The sequence below is a fragment of the Nonomuraea sp. B1E8 genome, from assembly GCF_039871515.1.
Classification (GTDB): Bacteria; Actinomycetota; Actinomycetes; order Streptosporangiales; family Streptosporangiaceae; genus Nonomuraea.
The window spans coordinates 117,412-135,418 of the sequence record NZ_JBDPLS010000019.1; the positions used below are offsets into that span (position 1 = coordinate 117,412).

The following is an 18,007-nucleotide window of genomic DNA, read 5'->3' on the forward strand; positions in this document are numbered from 1 at the left end:
ATGAGCAGACGCGGCCGGCAGGCCGAGGCGGCGCGCAACGATCTGCGCCTGTTGCGGGCGGCGCACGAGGTGTTCACGACGCAGGGGTTCGACGCACCGGTGTCGGCCATCGCCAAGCAGGCGGGCTTGGGGATGGGCAGCCTCTACCGCCGCTACCGCACCAAGGAGGAGTTGCTCCAGCGCCTGTGCCTGATCGCCATGGAGCGGGCCGTGGCGGCCGCGCAGGACGGGCTGGCCGAGACCGACCCGTGGGACGGCCTGGTCCTGTACGTACGCACGTGCGTGGAGTTCCGTTCCGGCGCGCTGGCCCCGATCGCGGGCACCATCGAGGTGACCGCCGAGATGTGGCGGGTGGCCAGGCTGGCGGAGGAGACCGCCGGCCGGCTCGTCGCCAGGGCGCACGAGGCGGGCGTGCTCAGGAGCGACGTGACGGCGCTGGACATATCGCTGCTCATGGAGCAGTTCAGCCGCCCGGCTCCAGACCCGCCCGACGACGGGCATCGCAAGGTCAGGGACCGCCTGCTGGCCATCGCGCTCGACGGCCTGCGCGCGCCCGGCGCCACCGAGCTGCCAGGAGACCCGCCGAGCGTCGAGTGGTACGAAGGTCGATGGGGGAGCGCGCCGTAGGTCTACGGTGGGGTGCGTGTCGTTCAACGAGTTGCTCCGTGACCTCGATGTCAGCGCCAGTGTCCAGGCCGCGGGCATCAGACGCGGCTACGGCGGGCCGCCCGCCCGCCAGGTGAACATCCGGTCGGGCATGGCGCGCCTGCGCTGCGCCTCCCTGCTCAAGCCCCTGTACGCGTGGGTGAGCGCGGGCCGCGTCACCGACGCCGAGCGGTGGCGCCGCCACGCCGAGCCCGCCGTGGTCATCTCGTCCAACACCGACACGCTCAACCTGTGGCTGGCCGTCGGTCCCGGCGTCATCCTCGACGACATCCGCCGGCGCACGGGTGTGGCCTGGTCGCCGCCGAACGGGGACCCGTCCAGGTTCGGCTCGGTCGAGGTCGCCGCCGACGAGGTCGCGACCGCGTACGCGGTCCTCGCCCAGGCCGGGGCGGCCGGCGATCCGGCCGCCGCGACCGTCATGGAGTGGATGCGGCAGGTGGAGGGGGCGCAGACGTTCGGAGCACGCGAGGCGACGCGCTCGCCGGAGGCCGCGGTCAAGTGCGGCTGGTACGGCGCCCCCGACGAGACCTGCCTGCGCACGCACGCCGTGACCGTCCTGCCCAGGGGCGGCACGCGCACCACCGTGGCCGTGGCACTGACCGCGCTGCCCTACACCGATCCGCGCGAACGCGCGGTCTACCAGGAGCAGGTCAACCAGGGCCTGTCCGTGGAAGCCGAGCACGAGAAGGTGGCCGGCGCGCAGCTGCGCGGGTTGCTGGCGGCGACGCTGGCGGAGCTGGGCCACTCGCCGGGTGGCGACGCGTGAGGTTCACGGTTCTCGGCGGATGCGGCGCCTGGCCGGCGGCGGGTCAGGCGTGCAGCGGGTACGTCGTCGAGGAGGAGGGCTTTCTGATCTACGTCGACCCCGGCTACGCCACGCTGCCCAGGCTGCTGGAGCGCCGGCAGGCCGGCGAGGTCGACGCGGTGCTGATCACGCACGGCCACCCCGACCACTGCGCCGACCTCAACCCGCTGCTGCGCGCCCGCGCGCTCGCCGGGCGGCCCGTTCCCCCGCTGCCCGTCCACGCTCCGCCGGGCGCGCTCGACGCCGTTCTGGCGCTGGACGGCCGGCGCATGCTGGCCGGCAGTTTCGTGGTGCACGAGCTGGCGCCCGGCCTTCCGCAGGAGCTCGGGCCGTTCCGTCTCGACCCCTTCGACCTGCCGCACCACGTGCCCAACGCGGGGCTGCGACTGAGCGGCGGCGGCCGGGTGATCGCTTACACGGGTGACACGGGACCGTCCGGCTCCCTGGTGGCGTTGGCGAAGGACGCGGACCTGCTCGTGGCAGAGGCGACATATCCGGAACGGGTGCCGGATGAGGATGCGCCTTACCTGTCCAGCGCCCTCGACGCGGGCCGCACCGCGGCGTCGGCCGGCGCGGCCCGGCTGCTGCTCACCCACCTGTGGCCGGACACCCCGCCCGAGCCCGCACTGGAGGCGGCCGCCACGTCGTACGACGGCCCGCTCGAGGTCGCGTCCGCGGGCGTCACCGTGGATCTGCCGTGAGCGCCGCCACGACCTCGGCCAGCAGGGGAGGCTCGATCTCCTCGGGCAACTCCTCGGCCCAGGCGTAGCCGCGGAAGACGTGGCGCTCCTCCTCCGTCAGCCCCTTGGGGGCCACCTCGGGACGGGCCTCGTCGAACACCGCCAGGAAGAACGGCTCCGTCTTCACGTACCGGACTCCGAGCCACGAGAAGTCGCGCCCGACCTCGACGCATCTGCCGGACACGGCCGAGCCCGGCAGCCCGGTCTCCTCGGTCAGCTCGCGCCTGGCCGCCTCCAGCGCCGTCTCACCGGGGTCGATGCCGCCGCCCGGCGGCTCCCAGACGTCCACCCGGCCGACCGGGTCGTACCAGTGCATGAGCAGCACCCGGCCGTCACGGTCGAGACAGACGACGCGCGCCGCCGGGCGGTCACTCACGCTCTCCTGCGGGGTGCTCATCCGGCAAGAGACTACCCAGGGCGTCCCGCAGGCCGTCGGGGTAGGGCGCGAAATACGTCTGGTCGCGCACATAACCGGTGGCCCGCCGGTGCAGCAGCGTCGCGGGGTGGCTCAACGGCGCCCGGCCCGCCTGGTAGGCGTCGATGGCGGCCAGCGCCTCGTCCCGCCTGGCCGGGTCGAGGCCGAGCATGCCGAGGCAGTGCTGCAGCACGTTGACGTTCTTGCCGACCGTGGCGGGGGTGGTGAGTGCCCGCCGGAACACTTCGGCGTACTCGCCGGCCACCTCGCCGAGCGGGCGGGCGCCTGCCCCGGCCACCACGCGCCCGGCCTGGCGGTATCGCGCGGGGTCGTGGGCGAGCACCTGCATCTTGTGCCGGGTGTGGAACTCGATCAGGTCGCGCGGCCCCCAGTCGCCACCCAGCAGCGTACGCAGCCTGGCGTGCGCGAAGATCCGCTCCGCGAAGCCCGCCAGCGCCCGCGCGTCGTCGCCGGCCACGAGCAGCGGCAGCGCCTCGCCGCCGCCCGAGCCGCCGCCCGAGCCGCCGCCCGAGCCGCCGCCCGAGCCGCCGCCCGAGCCGCCGCCCGAGCCGCCACTGTCGGCAACGCGGCCGTCCACGCCGATCTCCCCGGCCGTCCGGCTGGGCACCCACTCGACGTACGGTCCGAGCACGCCGGCGAGGGGGAGGTCGTCCGCCGGAAGACGGTCGACCGCCACGCGAGGCCGTACGGTGGGCATGTTCACAGTGGAGCCCGGCGGCGCCGGGCCGGGCAACCAACCACGGGAAGATCAATGCCGGTCTTCGCCAAGGGCGGCGCTTCAGCGCTTCATCGCGCCGTCGGCGATCGCGTCGGCGGCGTCGCCGATGGACACGCCCACGATCTCCAGGCGGCGCACCAGCTCGCGCTGCTTCATCGCGTCCGCGGTGAGCTCCCCCGAGAAGATCCGCGAGATCTCGTACTGGTACATCCGGCGGATGGCCCCGCCCGCCTTCTTCGCCTCCAGCGCGTCCTGCACCACCGCGGAGGGCCGGGAGGCGAGGTCGCGGACGGCGTTCTCCAGGGCGTCGATGCCGACGATGACCTGGTCGAGCAGGGGGGTGAAGCGGATCTGGTCGGGCACCCGGTAGAGATGGGACTCGCGCACGAAGTCCCGCAGCGAGTCGAGCACGTCGTCGATCGAGCGCGACAGCCTGAACAGGTCCTCGCGGTCGATGGGCGTGACCAGGGCCGTCTTGAGCTCGTCGACGAGCCGGGCCCGTTCCTCGTCTCCGAGGTGCTCGATCGCGCGCATCTGCTCATGCGCGCCCGTCCTGCCCACCTCACCGCCGATCATGGCCATGGCCAGCCAAGCGCCCTCCTTGGTGGCTTCCAGCTGCCCGAGCAGCGCCTCCGTGAGCGCGCTGTCCATACGGCCGGTCATGAGGTCGCGGATCCGCCGCAGCCGCTTCACGACCCGGCCGCCTTCGATGCGCAACGGCGCTCCACCGCTCGTCCTCCCCTTCATGACAGTTCCACGCTCGCGATCCCCTTCACCATCGACGCCAGTGCCCAGCCGAGCAGCCCGCTCGCCGGCAGGGTCAGCAGCCAGGCCACAACGATCTTGACGGCGGCGTACCAGCGGACCCGGCCGCCGCCCTGCGCGACGCCCGCGCCGATGAGCCCGCCGGCGATGGACTGGGTCATGCTCACCGGCATGCCGACGCCCGCGGAGGCGATCACCGCCGTGCCGGCGGCCAGCTCGGCCACGACTCCGTGCGGGGGCCGGGAGGCGATGATCTCGCGGCCGAGCGTGCGGCCCGCCTTGGGCAGGCCGTACAGGGTGCCGAGGCCGAACAGGACGGCCACCAGCGACGTGTACGCCGGCGGCGCGTCCGAGAAGCCCAGCGCGATCATGAACACGGCCAGCATCTTCTGGCCGTCGTTGGCCGCGTACGCGAGGGTCTGGAGCAGGAAGCCCGCCCAGTGCCAGCGCGGCAGCGCGCGCGCCGTGGTCACCGAGACCAGGACCCGGATGAGCACCCAGGCCAGCAGGCCTCCCACGAAGGGAGCCGCCAGCCCGAACGCCAGCACCAGGCCCACCGACCCGGCCGAGACCGGCAGCCCCCAGCCCAGCCCCGCGCCGGTGAGACCGCCCACGACGGCGAGCGTGAGGCTGGTCGGCCGGCCTTTCGCGCTGAGCACGGTCACCACGATGAGCGCCGAGACCACCGCGGACGTCATCGCGAGCCGCCCGCCCGGCTCGTCGAAGGTGGCCAGCCTGGTCACGAACGTGAGCGCGACCTGGTGCGTGACCAGCGGAACCAGCGCCACCATCAGCACCAGCACGAGAACACCGGTCGCGGGGCGCACCGTGGGCAGTTTGAGGCCCGTCGCGAGGACGGCGCCGCCGTCGTTGACCCCGGAAACGAGGGCGAACAGACCGGCGACCACGATCAGCACGACGGCGTCCAACGGCAAGCGCTCCATCCCGGCCCGCCCTGCCCGGGCGGGGCCACCTCGATCCACTCACGGCACTCATGGCGGAAAGACGACTGCCCTGTGACCCCCGGATACAGTCTTTCCTTGATGACCACGAACTACCCGCGTTCGTGTGGAAGATGGATGAAGATCCAGTTGTCAGGGTGTTCGCCCGGCTGAAGGTTATGGGGTCAACCCCTGCTCAACCGCCTGTGGCCGGACACTTCGCCGCCCCCGACCGCACATTGGTGGCAGGTACTCTCGGACGTGGCCACCACGGTTGTACGCTGCCTGCACCGACCGCAAGGCGCCCGCCGACCCCACGCCCGCGAGAGTGAAGCATGACCGATCCCGCCGAATACATCCTGACGTTGTCGTGTCCCGACCGGCCCGGTGTCGTGGCCGCCGTCTCCGGGCTGCTGGCCGGGCGCGGCTGCACCATCATCGAGAGCCAGCAGTTCGGAGACAGGGCCGCCCAGCGGTTCTTCATGCGCGTGCAGTTCGCGGGCCTGCTGGGGGAGGACGAGATCACCAGCGCCTTCGCCGCGCTCGCGCCCGACTTCGGCATGGAGTTCAGGCTGCGCGACGTGGCGAGAAGGCCTCGGGTGCTGATCATGGTCAGCAAGTTCGACCACTGCCTGAACGACCTGCTCTACCGGGTGCGGGCCAAGTCGCTCGACATCGAGATCGTCGCGGTGGCCTCCAACCATCCCGACCTGCGCCCGCTCACCCAGGCGCACGGCATCGACTATCACCACCTGCCGATCACACCCGAGACCAAGGCCAGGCAGGAGGCCGAGGTGCTGGCGCTGGTCGAGCACTATCAGGTCGATTTGGTGGTGCTGGCCCGCTATATGCAGGTGTTGTCGGAGGAGCTCTGCGAGAAGCTCGCGGGCCGGGCCATCAACATCCACCACTCGTTCCTGCCGTCGTTCAAGGGTGCCAGGCCCTATCGCCAGGCGCACGACCGCGGGGTCAAGCTGATCGGCGCGACCGCCCACTACGTGACCTCCGACCTCGACGAGGGGCCGATCATCGAGCAGGAGGTGGCCAGGGTCAACCACAGCCACTCGCCCGAGGACCTCGCGGCCATCGGGCGTGACGTGGAGTGCGTGGCGCTGGCCAGGGCCGTCACGTGGCACGCCGAGCAGCGCGTGCTGCTCGACGGGCACAAGACGGTCGTCTTCCCCCGCTGAGCTCTCCTAGCGCTCGCCGATGGCGCCGACGAGCAGCGGGCCCGACAACAGGCCGGCGGTGAACTCCACCCCGGTGATCCGGGCCGCCAGCAGGAACGCCCGGGCCAGGCCGTTGGCCGACATGTCCTCCCACCGCGCCTCCCACCCGTCGTCGTCATCCTCCTCGGGGGTCAGCCCCACCTCGCGCATCAGCTCGTTGAGCCGGTCCTTGTCATCACCGTGCCGTTCGCTGGGCATGATGGGCCGGAAGGTGGTGAGGACGGCGCCGTCGATCGCGTAGCTGAAGTCGTCCTCCGCGTAGTCGTGCCTGCTGATGGTCACCACCTCACAACCCTGCGAGAGCGGCACGATGACCTCCGGCAACGTCGCCGTCCAGCCCGACGGCTCGATCGCGACGCACCATTCGCCGAGCGGGACCACGCCGACGTGACCGCCGCCGTCACCCCCGGCGGTCTCGTCGACGAACGCGTGCACCTGCTCGTCCAGCTCGTCGAAGCTCATCTCCCTGCCCGGCGGCCCGGCCGGGCCGAAGCGGCGCAGCACCTCGGCGGGACCCAGCCCGCGGAAGAAGGACACGCAGAAGATGTCGCCCAGGGGGTTGCCCGGGTCGCCGTCGGCGGCCTGGAGCCAGCGGTAGGGGGCGAGCGGATCGTTGGTCATGCCCCCGGATCGTGGCAGGTGCCACCGACAGAAACCCGTCAGGGCCGGTACGTCCCGAACTACCAGGCGTTGCCCTCCGGGTCCGCGCAGCCGTACTCGCGTGACCCGTACGGCTGGTCCAGGAGATCCATGGTGATGCGCGGTCCCCGCGGACCTCGCGCTTGAGGAACACCTCCGCACCCTCCGCCGGCCCCATCGTGCGCGTGACGGTGAAGCGGTCACCGGCTCGGCGTATCGCTCGCTGTAGGCGCACAGGCGCAACACGTAGGGGCGCAGGAGCGCACCGGGGCGGCCTCGACCATGGCCGGCCCCAACGCGCTGATGCTGCCGTGGCTACAAGCCGGTGTGCCGTGCCAGGAAGGTGAGCGTGTCGGCCGACAGGTCGACCGTCCTGCTCACCGAGCGGGCGCCGTGGCCCACCTCCGTCTCGTTGCGCAGCAGCACGGGACGCTCGCCCGTCGTGGCGTGCTGGAGCGCCGCGCACATCTTCCACGCGTGCATCGGGTGCACGCGCGTGTCGGACTGGAAGACGGTGAAGAGCGTCGCGGGATAGGCGACCCCCTGGTTCACGTGGTGGTAGGGCGAGTAGGCCCGCAACCAGGCGAACTGCTCGGGGTCGTCGGCGGAGCCGTATTCGACGTTCCAGGTGGCGCCGAGCCCGAACTTCTCGTACCTGATCATGTCGAGCAGCGGCGCGGAGCAGACGACGGCGGAGTAGAGGTCGGGGCGCTGCGTCAGCGCGGCGCCCACGAGCAGGCCGCCGTTGGAGCCGCCGGAGATGCCGAGCTGCTCCTTCGTGGTGACGCCGGTGGCGATGAGGTGCTCGGCGGCCGCGTGGAAGTCGTCGAACACGTTCTGCTTGTTGGCCAGCATGCCCGCGCGGTGCCACTCTTCGCCCTCCTCACCGCCGCCGCGCAGGTTGGCGATGGCGTAGACGCCGCCCGCCTCCACCCAGGCCAGGATCGAGGCGGAGTAGCCGGGCGTCATGGACAGGCCGAAACCGCCGTAGCCGTAGAGGACCGTGGGGCGAGGGCCGGAGGCCTCGCCGGCCGGAGAGATGATCAGCATGCGGACGTCGGTGCCGTCGTGAGACTGGTAGACGACCTGCGAGGTGCGCACCTCCGGCACCTCCACCGCGCCGGGGGAGGCCGCCCAGAGGGTGGTCTCGCCGGTGCGGGCGTCGTAGCGCTGGATGGTGGGCGGCGTGGTGTTGTCGGTGTAGCCGAACCACGCCTCGTGGCCGCCCTCGGGACGCTCGGCGATGCCGCCGATGGAGCCGAGGCCGGGCGCAGGCACCTCGCCCACGCGCTCGCCGGTCTCGAGGTCGTGCACGGTGATCTCGCTGATGGCGTGGCGGGTCCAGCCCACCAGCATGACCGGGCGCTCCAGGTCGTCGAGGATGGCGAAGTCGCTCAGCACCGCCTCGGGATCCTCGGGGACGAGGTCGCGCCAGGTCTCGAACCCCGGCGCGGCCGGGTCGGCGAGGCACACCCTGCCCCGCGGCGCGTCGCGGTCGGTGTGGACGTAGAGGCGGCCGTCGCGGCCGAACACCAGCGCCGACTGGGCGTCCACGCCCTCCTGCACCACCCGCAGCGCGGGCCGGTCGGCGGGGGACTCCGTCAGGTCGGCCACCCAGATGTCGTTGCGCGGCGCGGTGCCCTCGTGCGCCGAGACCTGCAGCCAGCGCCCGTCACGCGAGACGGAGACGCCGTAGTAGTTGGTCAGCTTCAGGCCCTGTCCGAAGATCATCACGTCGTCCTCGGTGGAGGTGCCGACGCGGTGGAGGTAGACGCGGCGGTGGAACTGCGTCTCGTTCTCCGGCACCTCGGTGCTCGGCAGCCGGCGCACGTAGTAGAACGCCTCCCCGCCGGGCAGCCAGGCGACGGGGGAGTAGCGGCAGCGGTCGATGGGCCCCTCGACGCGCGCTCCCGTCGCGACGTCCATGATGTAGAGGACCGACTCCTCGTTGCCCCCCACCGAGATCTGGTAGGCGAGCAGGCGGCCCTCCTTGTCGGGCTGGACCGCGTCGAGCGTGGTCAGACCGGAGGGGTCGATGTCGATGGGGTCGATCAGCGCCCGCTCGGTGCCGTCGGGCTCGACGACGTAGTAGACGGCGTGCTCCTGGTCGGGGGTGCGGCGCGAGAAGAAGTGGCGCCCGCCGCGCCAGGTCGGCACGCCCACCGAGCCCGACCTGAGCAACTCGGCGATGCGGCTCTTGAAACGTTGCGGACCGCGCTCCCGGCCGAACAGCTCGGCCTGCGCGAGCAGCCATCCCTTGGTCTCGGGACCGTCGGGGTCCTCGAGCCACCGATAGGGGTCGGGCACGGGTGTTCCGTGCAGGATGTCACTGGTTTCTTCGCGTCGTGCGGTCGGGTACGGCTCTCGCGTCATGCCAGGAACCCTATGCCAACGGGGATGCGTAAAGCGCTGGTCGAGCGGGCATAAAACGTACCGTGCGTCCCTTTAGTCAGTCCGCTGGATGCTTTTGGGGTGGCGGGGACCACGGTACAAACGCCAGACTTGGTGACAGGACGGTGCCGTGGTGACCATCCGCTGGGCCGTCCGGCGGAGGTCCACGTGACGGAAGCACGAGTGCCCCAGGAGGGCCCGACAGGCGGGACATGCCGCGGCATGTCCCCTTTGATACGCGCGCAGCAGGGAGAGGCCCGATGATGCGCCAAGTCCTGCTGCTCAACGCCACCTACGAGCCGCTGACCACCCTCTCGCTGCACCGGGCCATCGTGCTCGTGCTGCGGGAGAAGGCCGACGTCGTGCACCGCGACGGCCGGGGCGCGGTGCTGCGTTCCGCGAGCCGTACGCTCGACGTTCCTTCGGTGATCAGGCTCCGCAGATATGTCCGCATTCCCTACCGGTCGCGCATCCCTCTGACCAGGGCCGCCCTCATGCGACGCGACGACTACCGCTGCGCCTACTGCGGGCAGCGGGCCGAGACCATCGACCACGTCATCCCGCGGTCCAGGGGAGGCACGCACACCTGGGAGAACTGCGTCGCCTCCTGCACGACCTGCAACCACAGGAAGGCCGACAAGTACCTGGAGGAGCTGGGGTGGACGCTCCGCGTCAGCCCGGCGGTGCCACGGGGCGCCCACTGGAGGCTCATCGGCGCCTCGCTCGTCGGAGACCCGCAGTGGGCGCCCTACCTCGAGGCCGCGGCCTGAAAGGTTTTGATGCGGGGGTTCACCTCCTGACACCATGAGCAGGCATGTGGACCTTCACCTCAGAGGTTGAGGAATACGCCGCGGTCGCCGAGCCCTTCCTGCTCGGCGACCCGGTGCGCAACACCGTCCCGCTGACCGTCCTCGCCAACCTGCGCGCGGGCATGCCCGCCAAGGACCCGCTCTTCGGCTGGTGGACGGTGGACGGCGAGGTTCGCGGCGCGGTCTTCCGCACTCCGCCGCATCCCATCGGTCTCTTCTCGATGCCCGTCGAGGCTGTCGCACCCCTGGTCGAGGCGCTCGACCGCGAGCTGCCCGCGCTCGTGGGCCCCATCGAGGTGATCTCCGAGGCCGTCCGGCTGCTCGGGAAGCCCAGCAGGGCGGCGTCGGAGCGGCTCTACCGCCTCGGCGCGCTCACCGTGCCCGAGGTGCCGGGCCGGGGCAGGGTCGCCGTCCCGGGCGACTTCCCGCTGCTGGCGAGCTGGTATCACGCGTTCCACGACGAGGTGGAGATGCCCGCGGCCGACCTGGCCGAGCGGGCGGCGCAGCGGCTGGCGCGCCGCGAGTTGCTCGTGTGGGAGGTGGACGAGGCGCCGGTCTCGCTCGCCGGGCTGTCACCGGCGGCCGGCGGCGTCTGCCGCATCGGGCCCGTCTACACGCCGCCTTCGTGCCGCAGGCGCGGCTACGGCGCCGCCGTCACGGCGTTCGCCAGCCAGACGGGCCTGGCCGAGCGGTGTGACCATGTCGTGCTCTTCACCGACCTCGACAACCCGACGAGCAACGCCATCTACCAGGCCATCGGCTACGAGCCGGTGTCCGACTACGCGCGTCTCACCTACTGACGGCCCGGCGCGGCGGCCCTTGGCGGCCGCACGGCCGCCGGAGGTAAACTCGGCGCATGCCGCGATACGACTTCCGCTGCCGCGCTTGCGGCTCCACGTTCGAGGTCTCCCGCTCCATGTCGGCCTCCAACGACCCGGCCACCTGCCCCGAGGGCCACGACGACACGGTGAAGCTGCTGTCCACGGTGTCCATGACGGGCGGCGCGGCCGCACCCCAGGGCGGCGGCGGTTGTTGCGGCGGAGGCTGCTGCTCCTCCTGAGCGCCACATCCCGCGACGACCTGGCGGGTGCGCACGGCGGATGGCCCGTACTCCCGTGGCCGGCCGGACAGCGAGATCCTCCGGTGCCTGCCGCCCCGGCCCGGCTGCCGGGGCGGCAGGTCGAACAGGTGGTGAGGCTCTTACGCGGCCCTGGCGCGCTTGCGGCGCTGGAACGGCAGGAACCGGTCGGCGAGATGCGGTCGGGACGGCGTGAGCGTGGGTTCGACCGCGATGATCCGGTCGAACCTGAACGCCCTGATGGCCCGGCGCATCCTGCACACGCCGACCAGATACCAGTATTCGCGGTGGACCAGGCAGGTCACCGGCTCGACGTCGCGCGCGGTGACGGTGCCGTAGGCGTCGCGGTAGTGGAGGCGGATCATGAGGCGGCTGGTGATGGCGTCGGCCATGAGCCTGGCCCGGGAGGCGACGTCGACGGGCAGCGGCTCGGTGAGGGTCGCGAGGGTGGTGGAGATGACGTCGTCGTCGAGCTCCAGGTGCTCGAGTGCGTGCTGCAGGCCACGCCTGGCGGTGACGGCCTGCGGACCCGCTCCGAGGTGGGCGAGGGAGAGGGCGAGGGCGGCGATCTCGGCGGTCGTCAGCGGGCGAGTATCGTGCTTCACGACTGTCGTCATACCCCAAGAATACGGACGGCCACCGACAATTTTCGAAAATCTGTGCGGCGAGAGAAGAGCCTGTACGGCAGGCGAGAACCCGGTCGCCTGCCGTACAGGGGCAGCGCTTATCGCGACAGCTGCGACAGGTCGCGCGAGGCGCCCGTGGACGCGGACGTCGTCATCGCCGCGTAGGCCTGCAGCGCCACGGTGACCGGCCGGTCGCGGTCGCGCGGGCGGAAGCGGCCCAGCTCGGCCAGCAGCCGCTCGCGCCGGGCCGCCAGCTCGGCCTCGGCCACCCGCAGCTCCATCGACCGATTGGGGATGTCGATGTCGATGATGTCGCCGTCTTCGACCAGCGCGATCGTGCCGCCCTCGGCCGCCTCGGGCGAGGCGTGGCCGATCGACAACCCCGAGGTGCCGCCGGAGAAGCGCCCGTCGGTGACGAGGGCGCAGGCTTTGCCCAGGCCCCTGCCCTTGAGGAAGGAGGTCGGGTAGAGCATCTCCTGCATGCCGGGCCCGCCCTTGGGGCCTTCGTAGCGGATGACCACCACGTCGCCCTCCTTGACGCGCCCGCCCAGGATGCCCTCGACAGCCTGCTCCTGCGACTCGAACACCACCGCGGGCCCGCTGAACTTCCAGATCGACTCGTCGACCCCCGCGGTCTTCACGACCGCGCCGTCACGCGAGATGTTGCCGTAGAGGACGGCCAGCCCGCCGTCGGCGGTGTAGGAGTGCTCCATGTCGCGGATGCACCCCTCGGCCCGGTCGAGGTCGAGGGAGTCCCAGCGGTTGTCCTGCGAGTAGGCCTTGACCGTGCGCACGTTGCCGGGCGCCGCGTGCCACAACTCCACGGCCTCCGGCAGGACCGACGGCGAGCGCACGTCCCAGCGGGCCAGCACGTCGGCGAGCGTGCCGCCGCTGACCGTGGACACGTCGCGGTGCAGCAGGCCGGCCCGGTCGAGCTCGCCCAGGATGGCCGGGATGCCGCCGGCGCGGTGCACGTCCTCGACGTGGAACTTGCTGGTGGCAGGGGCGACCTTGCACAGGCACGGCACCCGCAGCGACAGCTCGTTGATCTCCTTGAGGCCGAAGTCGACCTCGGCCTCGCGGGCCGCGGCCAGGATGTGCAGGATCGTGTTGGTCGAGCCGCCCATCGCCACGTCGAGCGTCATCGCGTTCTCGAACGCCTCGCGGGTCGCGATCGAGCGCGGCAACACCGACTCGTCGTCTTCCTCGTAGTAGCGGCGGCTGATCTCCACCAGCTGCCGGCCGGCGTCCTCGAACAGTTTCTTGCGGGCCTTGTGCGTGGCCAGGATCGTGCCGTTACCGGGCAGCGCGAGGCCGATCGCCTCGGCCAGGCAGTTCATCGAGTTGGCGGTGAACATGCCCGAGCAGGAGCCGCACGTCGGGCAGGCGGCCTCCTCCATCTCCAGCAGGTCGGCGTCGGAGACGGACTCGTCGGCGGCGGCGATCATCGGGTCGATCAGGTCGAGCTTCCTGCCCGGCGTCTTGCCGGCCTCCATGGGCCCGCCGGAGACGAAGATCGTCGGGATGTTCAGCCGGAACGCCGCCAGCAGCATGCCCGGCGTGATCTTGTCGCAGTTGGACACGCAGATCAGCGCGTCGGCGCAGTGGGCGTTGACCATGTATTCGACGGCGTCGGCGATCAGCTCGCGCGAGGGCAGGGAGTAGAGCATGCCGCCGTGGCCCATCGCGATGCCGTCGTCGACCGCGATCGTGTTGAACTCGCGGGGGATGCCGCCGGCCTCCCTGACGGCCGACGCCACGACGTCGCCGACCTCGCGCAGATGCACGTGGCCGGGAACGAACTGCGTGAAGCTGTTGGCCACCGCGATGATGGGCTTGCCGAAATCGCCCCCGGCTACGCCGGTCGCCCGGAGCAGGGCCCGGGCACCGACCATGTTCCTGCCGTGGGTGACTGTACGTGACCTGAGGGCCGGCATTGCGCTTCTCCCATCGCTAGCAAGTCTTCACATGTTACGGCCACTTGCCCGGCAACTGAGACGTCTGTCCATGCATCGGACTGCCGCCGGCCGCCCGCATCACGACGGGGGACGGGCGGGGCGCACGAGAAGGCCGCTCCGAAGGGCGTTCAGCCTGCGGCGATGGGAGAGGAGCCGCCGGTCGAACGCATAGCCACCGGGTGGCTCAGTCTTCGCCGTAGCGGGCCGGGAGCACCTGGGCGGCGATGTCGTAGATCCGGTCGATCTCGCCCTCGGTCAGCGCCCGTTCCCGCTTGGTGATCCACTTGCGGGCGCGGTCGCCCTGGTAGACGTCCACGCCGCGGATCGTCATGATCTTCCACGGCACCTGCGGCCCGTAGATGGCAAGGGAGGGCACGACCGAGACCTCGCGGCCGAACGACTTGCTGATGAGCTCGCTCGCCCGCGACGCCTCCCACTTGGCCTCGGTGATGCGGGGCTTCATGTCGAACGGCCCGTGGAAGAGCTTCTTGCCCATCTGCACGCGCACGGGCAGCCGCTTGTCCCACTTCTCGGAGTCGACCGCGTAGACGCCCGTCGGGCCCACCACGAGGTGGTCGATCTGGGCTTCGCTGTCCGGGATCGCCCTGGCGTGCAGCGTGCGGTAGCCGTTGCGCTCGAGCTTGCGCAGTTGCGCCTCGGTGCGGCGCTCGGCCACGGACGTGCGCCGCCACGCGGGCACGGAGGAGTGGGATCGCGCCCGATAGATCGCCTCCGCGATGGCCGCGAGCACGCCCGCGGTCACACCCGCCCGCCAGTCGCCCACGAGGAAGCCCACGACGAGGCCGACGAGCACCGCCAGGATCGCGCGGTTGCGCAGGCGGCGGACCCGCGGCTGTTGCAGCAGGCTGCGCACGGACACGCGCTTGACCGGCGCGTATGTGGAGGTGGGCGCCGAAGGCTTCGCGGCGGCGGTCTGCTCGCTTTCTGGCTTGTCGCTCACCCAGATGGGTGACGCGTTGTGACCGTCTTCTCGCTGGATGTCGGAGTCCACGTAACTCACCGTAGCCCGGGGGTTCGATCGATTCCTAGTGTTGCCGTGTCCATAGTTTTATGGCCCAGCTCATCGTGTTCCACGCGTGTTTTCCGGGTATGTCTTACGTTCTTCTCTAGAGATGCCCAGGGGCCCGTGAAAGATCCTAACGTGGCGTGGGGCCTGCTGATCATGTGTTGTGTGCCGGACACCCCGTGACGGGTCTGGCCGGACCCGCCGCGGCGGTTTACGGTCAGGGTGTGAACAGCGCGGCGGAGATTCTGCTCTTGCTCATCGGGGTGTCCATGGGGCTGTTCGTGCTGATCAGCCTGCTGGTCATGGTGCCGGGCCGGGCGCCACGGCGCCGGGAGGGATCGTGGCCGGTGTGGATCGGCGGGCCGTCAAGGAGCGAGCGCGGCGTGAGCACGTCCGCGCTGGTGCTGGCCGACCGCGTGGCGCACTGGACGGACGTTCCCGAGCACGACTGGGTGGCCGCCGCCGAGACGGCCGAGCCCGGCAGGCGCGTCGGCGGCGCGTCCGCGGGGTGGTGAGGTGACGATGCGCGGACTGACCGCCCCACAGGCCGACGACATCAGGAAGGCCGTGCAGGCCGCCGAGCAACGAAGCGGCCTGCGGTTCGGGTTGTTCATCGGCCGGCCGGAGGGCTCCAGGCGGCACTTCGCCGAGAGCCTGCACGCCGCCCTGGGCGACGAGGCCGCCGGCGCCGTGGTGATCTTCGTGGATCCCGTGGGGCGGGCGCTGGAGATCGTCACCGGCGAAACCGCCCGGCTCCGGCTGCCCGACAGCGCCTGCCGGCTGACGGCGATGTCGATGGCCACCTCGTTCAGCGTGGGCGACCTGGTGGGCGGCCTGCTGTACGGCATAGCCGCCCTCGCGGAGCAGGCCGCGGCCCGCCGCTGACCCGGCCGGGGCGTCAGTCGCGTTCGAGGAGGCTGACGATGTGCCGGCTGACCCCGTCGAGCAGGGTCGCCGGCTCGATCGGGGCGTCGGCGACGGCCGAGAACAGCGCGGGCAGCCCCGGCAGCGGGAACCCGTCGTCCTTCAGCGCCGCCGCCCCGACGGCGTTCTTGTCGAGCCCGGCCCGGCTGCGCTCCCACGCGTCGAGCACCTCCTCCGGCGACGGCACCCCGAATCCGTGCCCCACCGGCGCCGCGTGGCGCAGCCGGACGAGCGGGGTCTCGGCGAAGGCCAGGGCCGTGCGGGCACGCAGCTGGAGGTCGGCCCGCGGCTCCGGCTCGATCCAGTCCATGGCCGTGCACGGGTTGCGGCAGGTGGCGACGCACACGGCGAGCGCGCCGGCGACCTGGCTGTGCTGGCGGTCGAAGTAGGCTCGCCAGCCCTCGCCCGGCTCGGCCGACACCCGTAGCGTCCGGTTGGTGGCCGACTGCTCGGACTTCGTGTGGTCGCACTCCCGGTCGCCGATCACGCCGAACCTGCTGCCCGCCGCGCTCAGGGCCTCGGGCCAGCGCGCGGGGTCGCCCGCGTGGCCGAGCTGCGGCTCGAAGGCCAGCAGCGGCAGGTATTCGGCGGCGATGTGCACCGCGGCGATCATCGGGCTCAGCTCGCGCCGGTGCCACCGTACGGAGATCACTTCGAGCAGCAGCTCGTACGCGGGCCGCAGGGACTCCAGCGCCCCGCGCGGCTGCTCGCGCGGTGTCTGCGGCATGTGACAGGCTCGCGCGCGCCGCCGCAGGTCGGCGGGCACCACCCGGGCCTCGGCCGCGAAGTCCTCGGCGTCGAGCGAGAGCAGTCGTTGACCGAACTCGCACACCTCGGCGATGTCGGCGGCGGGGGCCAGCGCACCGAGGTCGGCGAAGGCATAACGGCGGGCAAGGGCGACGAAAAGGTCACGAGTCGAGTCCACGCGAAGACTTTCTCACGTTCGGCGAGCCGCTAAGGACGCCGGCGCCACAGGCAGGTCACGGGCACGGAGCCCGGACGCACTGGATCTCGCCCGGAGGCGGCGGCCGGGAGATCGTGGGCTCGGACGTCGGCTCCTCGGGGACGTCGGTCGTGGGCTCCTCGGTCGGCTCGGGCTGGGGAGTGGTCGGCGAGACGGTCGGGGTCTCGGTCTCGGTGGCGGTGACCGTCGGGGTGGGCGTCGGCAACGTCGTGGTGGAGCGGGAGGGTTTGGGGCCGGAGGTGCGCTTGGCCGGCGGCACCGGCTGCTTCGTGGTGGCCGAAGGCGACGGCGAGGTCGCCATGGCCGTGGCGGTGACGGTCGGCGGCTCCATCCGGCTCACCGTCGCGGGCGTCACCGGACGCAGCCAGATGAATCCCGCCACCGCGACGGACACCGCCACCGCGGCCGTGATGGCGAGCACCGCCCGCACCGAGCGGCGGCGTGGCACGGGCAGCGTGGTGGGAGAGGTCAGCGCCTTGCGCGCGGCCTCGGCCATCAGCGCCGCCGACGGCCAGCGCGCCTCGGGCGTCTTCTCCAGCGCCCGCTCCACCACCTGCCGCGGCCCGGCCGGCACGTCGGCGGGCAGGCGCGGGACGGGGGAGTTGAGGTGCTTGAAGATGATCTGTACGGGTGTGTCGCCCTGGAACGGCAACTGCCCGGTCAGGCACTCGTACGCCACCACGCCGAGGGCATAAACGTCGACCGCGGGGGTCACGTCGCTGCTGGTGGCCATCTCGGGGGCGCAGTAGCCGGCCGAGCAGAGCATCGTGCCCGTGGCCGTCAGATGCCCCGCGGAGACGGAGTGGGCGATGCCGAAGTCGGTGAGCGCCACGCTGCCGTCGGGCCTGATCATGAGGTTGGCCGGCTTGACGTCGCGGTGGACGATGCCCTGCGCGTGGGCGGCGGCCAGCGCGTCGCCCACCTCGGCGACCAGTCGCATGGTGGACTCCGGGCCGAGCGCGCCGCGCCGCAGCACGTGGTCGAGCGACTCGCCCTCCACGTATTCCATGACCAGGAAGCTCACCTGGCGGCCGTCGACCTCGCTGACGCCGTAGTCGTAGACGTCGACCACGCCGGGATGCCGGAGCGTGGCCATGGCCCTGGCCTCGTTCTGGAACCGCTGGGTGAAGGAGGGGTTTTCGGTGAGCGCGGGCATGAGCACCTTGACCGCCACCGCGCGCCCGAGAACCGTGTCGTCGGCACGCCACACCTCGCCCATGCCGCCGCCGCCGAGACGGCCGGTCAGCACGTAGCGATCATTGAGCGTGGTCCCGGCGCCTAGCACGTACTT

General features: G+C 71.6%; 20 protein-coding genes. 9 read left to right on the forward strand and 11 right to left on the reverse strand.

Translation table 11 applies throughout. The features are described from left to right. The 3 genes from ABGA98_RS41195 to ABGA98_RS41205 are packed head-to-tail and all read left to right on the forward strand — an operon-like array spanning window position 1 to window position 2,172. Window positions 1–627, forward strand: coding sequence for a helix-turn-helix domain-containing protein (locus ABGA98_RS41195; protein ID WP_347623917.1), 627 nt, complete (start codon window positions 1–3; stop codon window positions 625–627). A 16-nt stretch (window positions 628–643) separates the two neighbouring features. Further along, window positions 644–1,432, forward strand: coding sequence for a hypothetical protein (locus ABGA98_RS41200; RefSeq protein ID WP_347623918.1), 789 nt, complete (start codon window positions 644–646; stop codon window positions 1,430–1,432). Next, window positions 1,429–2,172, forward strand: a complete 744-nt coding sequence (locus ABGA98_RS41205) for an MBL fold metallo-hydrolase (protein ID WP_347623919.1) — start codon at window positions 1,429–1,431, stop codon at window positions 2,170–2,172. The genes ABGA98_RS41200 and ABGA98_RS41205 overlap by 4 nt, the downstream gene beginning before the upstream one ends. Here the strand turns inward: ABGA98_RS41205 and ABGA98_RS41210 are convergent. The 4 genes from ABGA98_RS41210 to ABGA98_RS41225 form a co-directional block, all read right to left on the reverse strand. Beyond that, on the reverse strand, window positions 2,153–2,608 hold the full coding sequence (locus tag ABGA98_RS41210; RefSeq protein WP_347623920.1) for an NUDIX domain-containing protein: 456 nt from the start codon (window positions 2,606–2,608) through the stop codon (window positions 2,153–2,155). The two genes, ABGA98_RS41205 and ABGA98_RS41210, sit on opposite strands and share 20 nt — an antisense overlap. Next, window positions 2,580–3,344, reverse strand: coding sequence for a YbgA family protein (locus tag ABGA98_RS41215; RefSeq protein WP_347623921.1), 765 nt, complete (start codon window positions 3,342–3,344; stop codon window positions 2,580–2,582). The genes ABGA98_RS41210 and ABGA98_RS41215 overlap by 29 nt, the downstream gene beginning before the upstream one ends. 81 nt (window positions 3,345–3,425) lie before the next feature. Further along, window positions 3,426–4,082, reverse strand: coding sequence for a DUF47 family protein (locus tag ABGA98_RS41220; RefSeq protein WP_347623922.1), 657 nt, complete (start codon window positions 4,080–4,082; stop codon window positions 3,426–3,428). A gap of 26 nt (window positions 4,083–4,108) precedes the next feature. Continuing rightward, window positions 4,109–5,059, reverse strand: a complete 951-nt coding sequence (locus ABGA98_RS41225) for an inorganic phosphate transporter (RefSeq protein ID WP_347623923.1) — start codon at window positions 5,057–5,059, stop codon at window positions 4,109–4,111. Window positions 5,060–5,406: 347 nt separating this feature from the next. Between ABGA98_RS41225 and purU the strand changes: the two genes are divergently transcribed. Further along, complete coding sequence (gene purU, locus ABGA98_RS41230; RefSeq protein ID WP_347623924.1) at window positions 5,407–6,261, forward strand: formyltetrahydrofolate deformylase; 855 nt, start codon at window positions 5,407–5,409, stop codon at window positions 6,259–6,261. Window positions 6,262–6,267: 6 nt separating this feature from the next. On the opposite strand, the gene ABGA98_RS41235 is transcribed toward purU, so the two are convergent. Both ABGA98_RS41235 and ABGA98_RS41240 read right to left on the reverse strand, forming a co-directional pair. Beyond that, complete coding sequence (locus ABGA98_RS41235) at window positions 6,268–6,921, reverse strand: DUF6461 domain-containing protein (protein WP_347623925.1); 654 nt, start codon at window positions 6,919–6,921, stop codon at window positions 6,268–6,270. Window positions 6,922–7,254: 333 nt separating this feature from the next. Next, window positions 7,255–9,312, reverse strand: coding sequence for a prolyl oligopeptidase family serine peptidase (locus ABGA98_RS41240; RefSeq protein ID WP_347623926.1), 2,058 nt, complete (start codon window positions 9,310–9,312; stop codon window positions 7,255–7,257). A gap of 281 nt (window positions 9,313–9,593) precedes the next feature. Here ABGA98_RS41240 and ABGA98_RS41245 point away from each other — a divergent pair, with 281 nt between their 5' ends. The 3 genes from ABGA98_RS41245 to ABGA98_RS41255 are packed head-to-tail and all read left to right on the forward strand — an operon-like array spanning window position 9,594 to window position 11,199. Continuing rightward, on the forward strand, window positions 9,594–10,100 hold the full coding sequence (locus ABGA98_RS41245; protein ID WP_347623960.1) for an HNH endonuclease: 507 nt from the start codon (window positions 9,594–9,596) through the stop codon (window positions 10,098–10,100). Window positions 10,101–10,144: 44 nt separating this feature from the next. Continuing rightward, window positions 10,145–10,939, forward strand: a complete 795-nt coding sequence (locus tag ABGA98_RS41250) for a GNAT family N-acetyltransferase (protein ID WP_347623927.1) — start codon at window positions 10,145–10,147, stop codon at window positions 10,937–10,939. Window positions 10,940–10,995: 56 nt separating this feature from the next. Next, the gene (locus tag ABGA98_RS41255) at window positions 10,996–11,199 is read left to right on the forward strand and encodes a zinc ribbon domain-containing protein (RefSeq protein WP_347623928.1); all 204 of its coding nucleotides are present in this window, start codon (window positions 10,996–10,998) and stop codon (window positions 11,197–11,199) included. Between the two features lie 140 nt (window positions 11,200–11,339). Here ABGA98_RS41255 and ABGA98_RS41260 read toward each other — a convergent pair whose 3' ends face one another. The 3 genes from ABGA98_RS41260 to ABGA98_RS41270 all read right to left on the reverse strand — a co-directional run bounded on the left by ABGA98_RS41260 (window position 11,340) and on the right by ABGA98_RS41270 (window position 14,813). After that, window positions 11,340–11,834 (reverse strand): WYL domain-containing protein, encoded by a 495-nt coding sequence (locus ABGA98_RS41260; RefSeq protein WP_165974528.1) that lies wholly within the window; start codon window positions 11,832–11,834, stop codon window positions 11,340–11,342. A 107-nt stretch (window positions 11,835–11,941) separates the two neighbouring features. Next, window positions 11,942–13,780 (reverse strand): dihydroxy-acid dehydratase, encoded by a 1,839-nt coding sequence (gene ilvD / locus ABGA98_RS41265; protein ID WP_347623929.1) that lies wholly within the window; start codon window positions 13,778–13,780, stop codon window positions 11,942–11,944. 205 nt (window positions 13,781–13,985) lie between these two features. Next, window positions 13,986–14,813: a nuclease-related domain-containing protein gene (locus ABGA98_RS41270; protein ID WP_347623930.1), complete on the reverse strand. Its 828-nt coding sequence runs from the start codon at window positions 14,811–14,813 to the stop codon at window positions 13,986–13,988. 239 nt (window positions 14,814–15,052) lie between these two features. On the opposite strand from ABGA98_RS41270, the gene ABGA98_RS41275 reads away from it, so the two are divergent. Further along, window positions 15,053–15,343: a hypothetical protein gene (locus tag ABGA98_RS41275; protein WP_347623931.1), complete on the forward strand. Its 291-nt coding sequence runs from the start codon at window positions 15,053–15,055 to the stop codon at window positions 15,341–15,343. A 7-nt stretch (window positions 15,344–15,350) separates the two neighbouring features. Next, a complete protein-coding gene (locus tag ABGA98_RS41280) occupies window positions 15,351–15,713 on the forward strand; it encodes a DUF5130 family protein (RefSeq protein WP_347623961.1) in 363 nt (120 codons plus the stop codon). 13 nt (window positions 15,714–15,726) lie between these two features. Here ABGA98_RS41280 and ABGA98_RS41285 read toward each other — a convergent pair whose 3' ends face one another. Together ABGA98_RS41285 and ABGA98_RS41290 are read right to left on the reverse strand one after the other, a co-directional pair. Further along, the gene (locus ABGA98_RS41285) at window positions 15,727–16,677 is read right to left on the reverse strand and encodes a hypothetical protein (RefSeq protein ID WP_347623932.1); all 951 of its coding nucleotides are present in this window, start codon (window positions 16,675–16,677) and stop codon (window positions 15,727–15,729) included. 55 nt (window positions 16,678–16,732) lie between these two features. Then, the gene (locus ABGA98_RS41290; protein WP_347623933.1) at window positions 16,733–18,001 is read right to left on the reverse strand and encodes a protein kinase; all 1,269 of its coding nucleotides are present in this window, start codon (window positions 17,999–18,001) and stop codon (window positions 16,733–16,735) included. Window positions 18,002–18,007 lie beyond the last annotated feature (6 nt).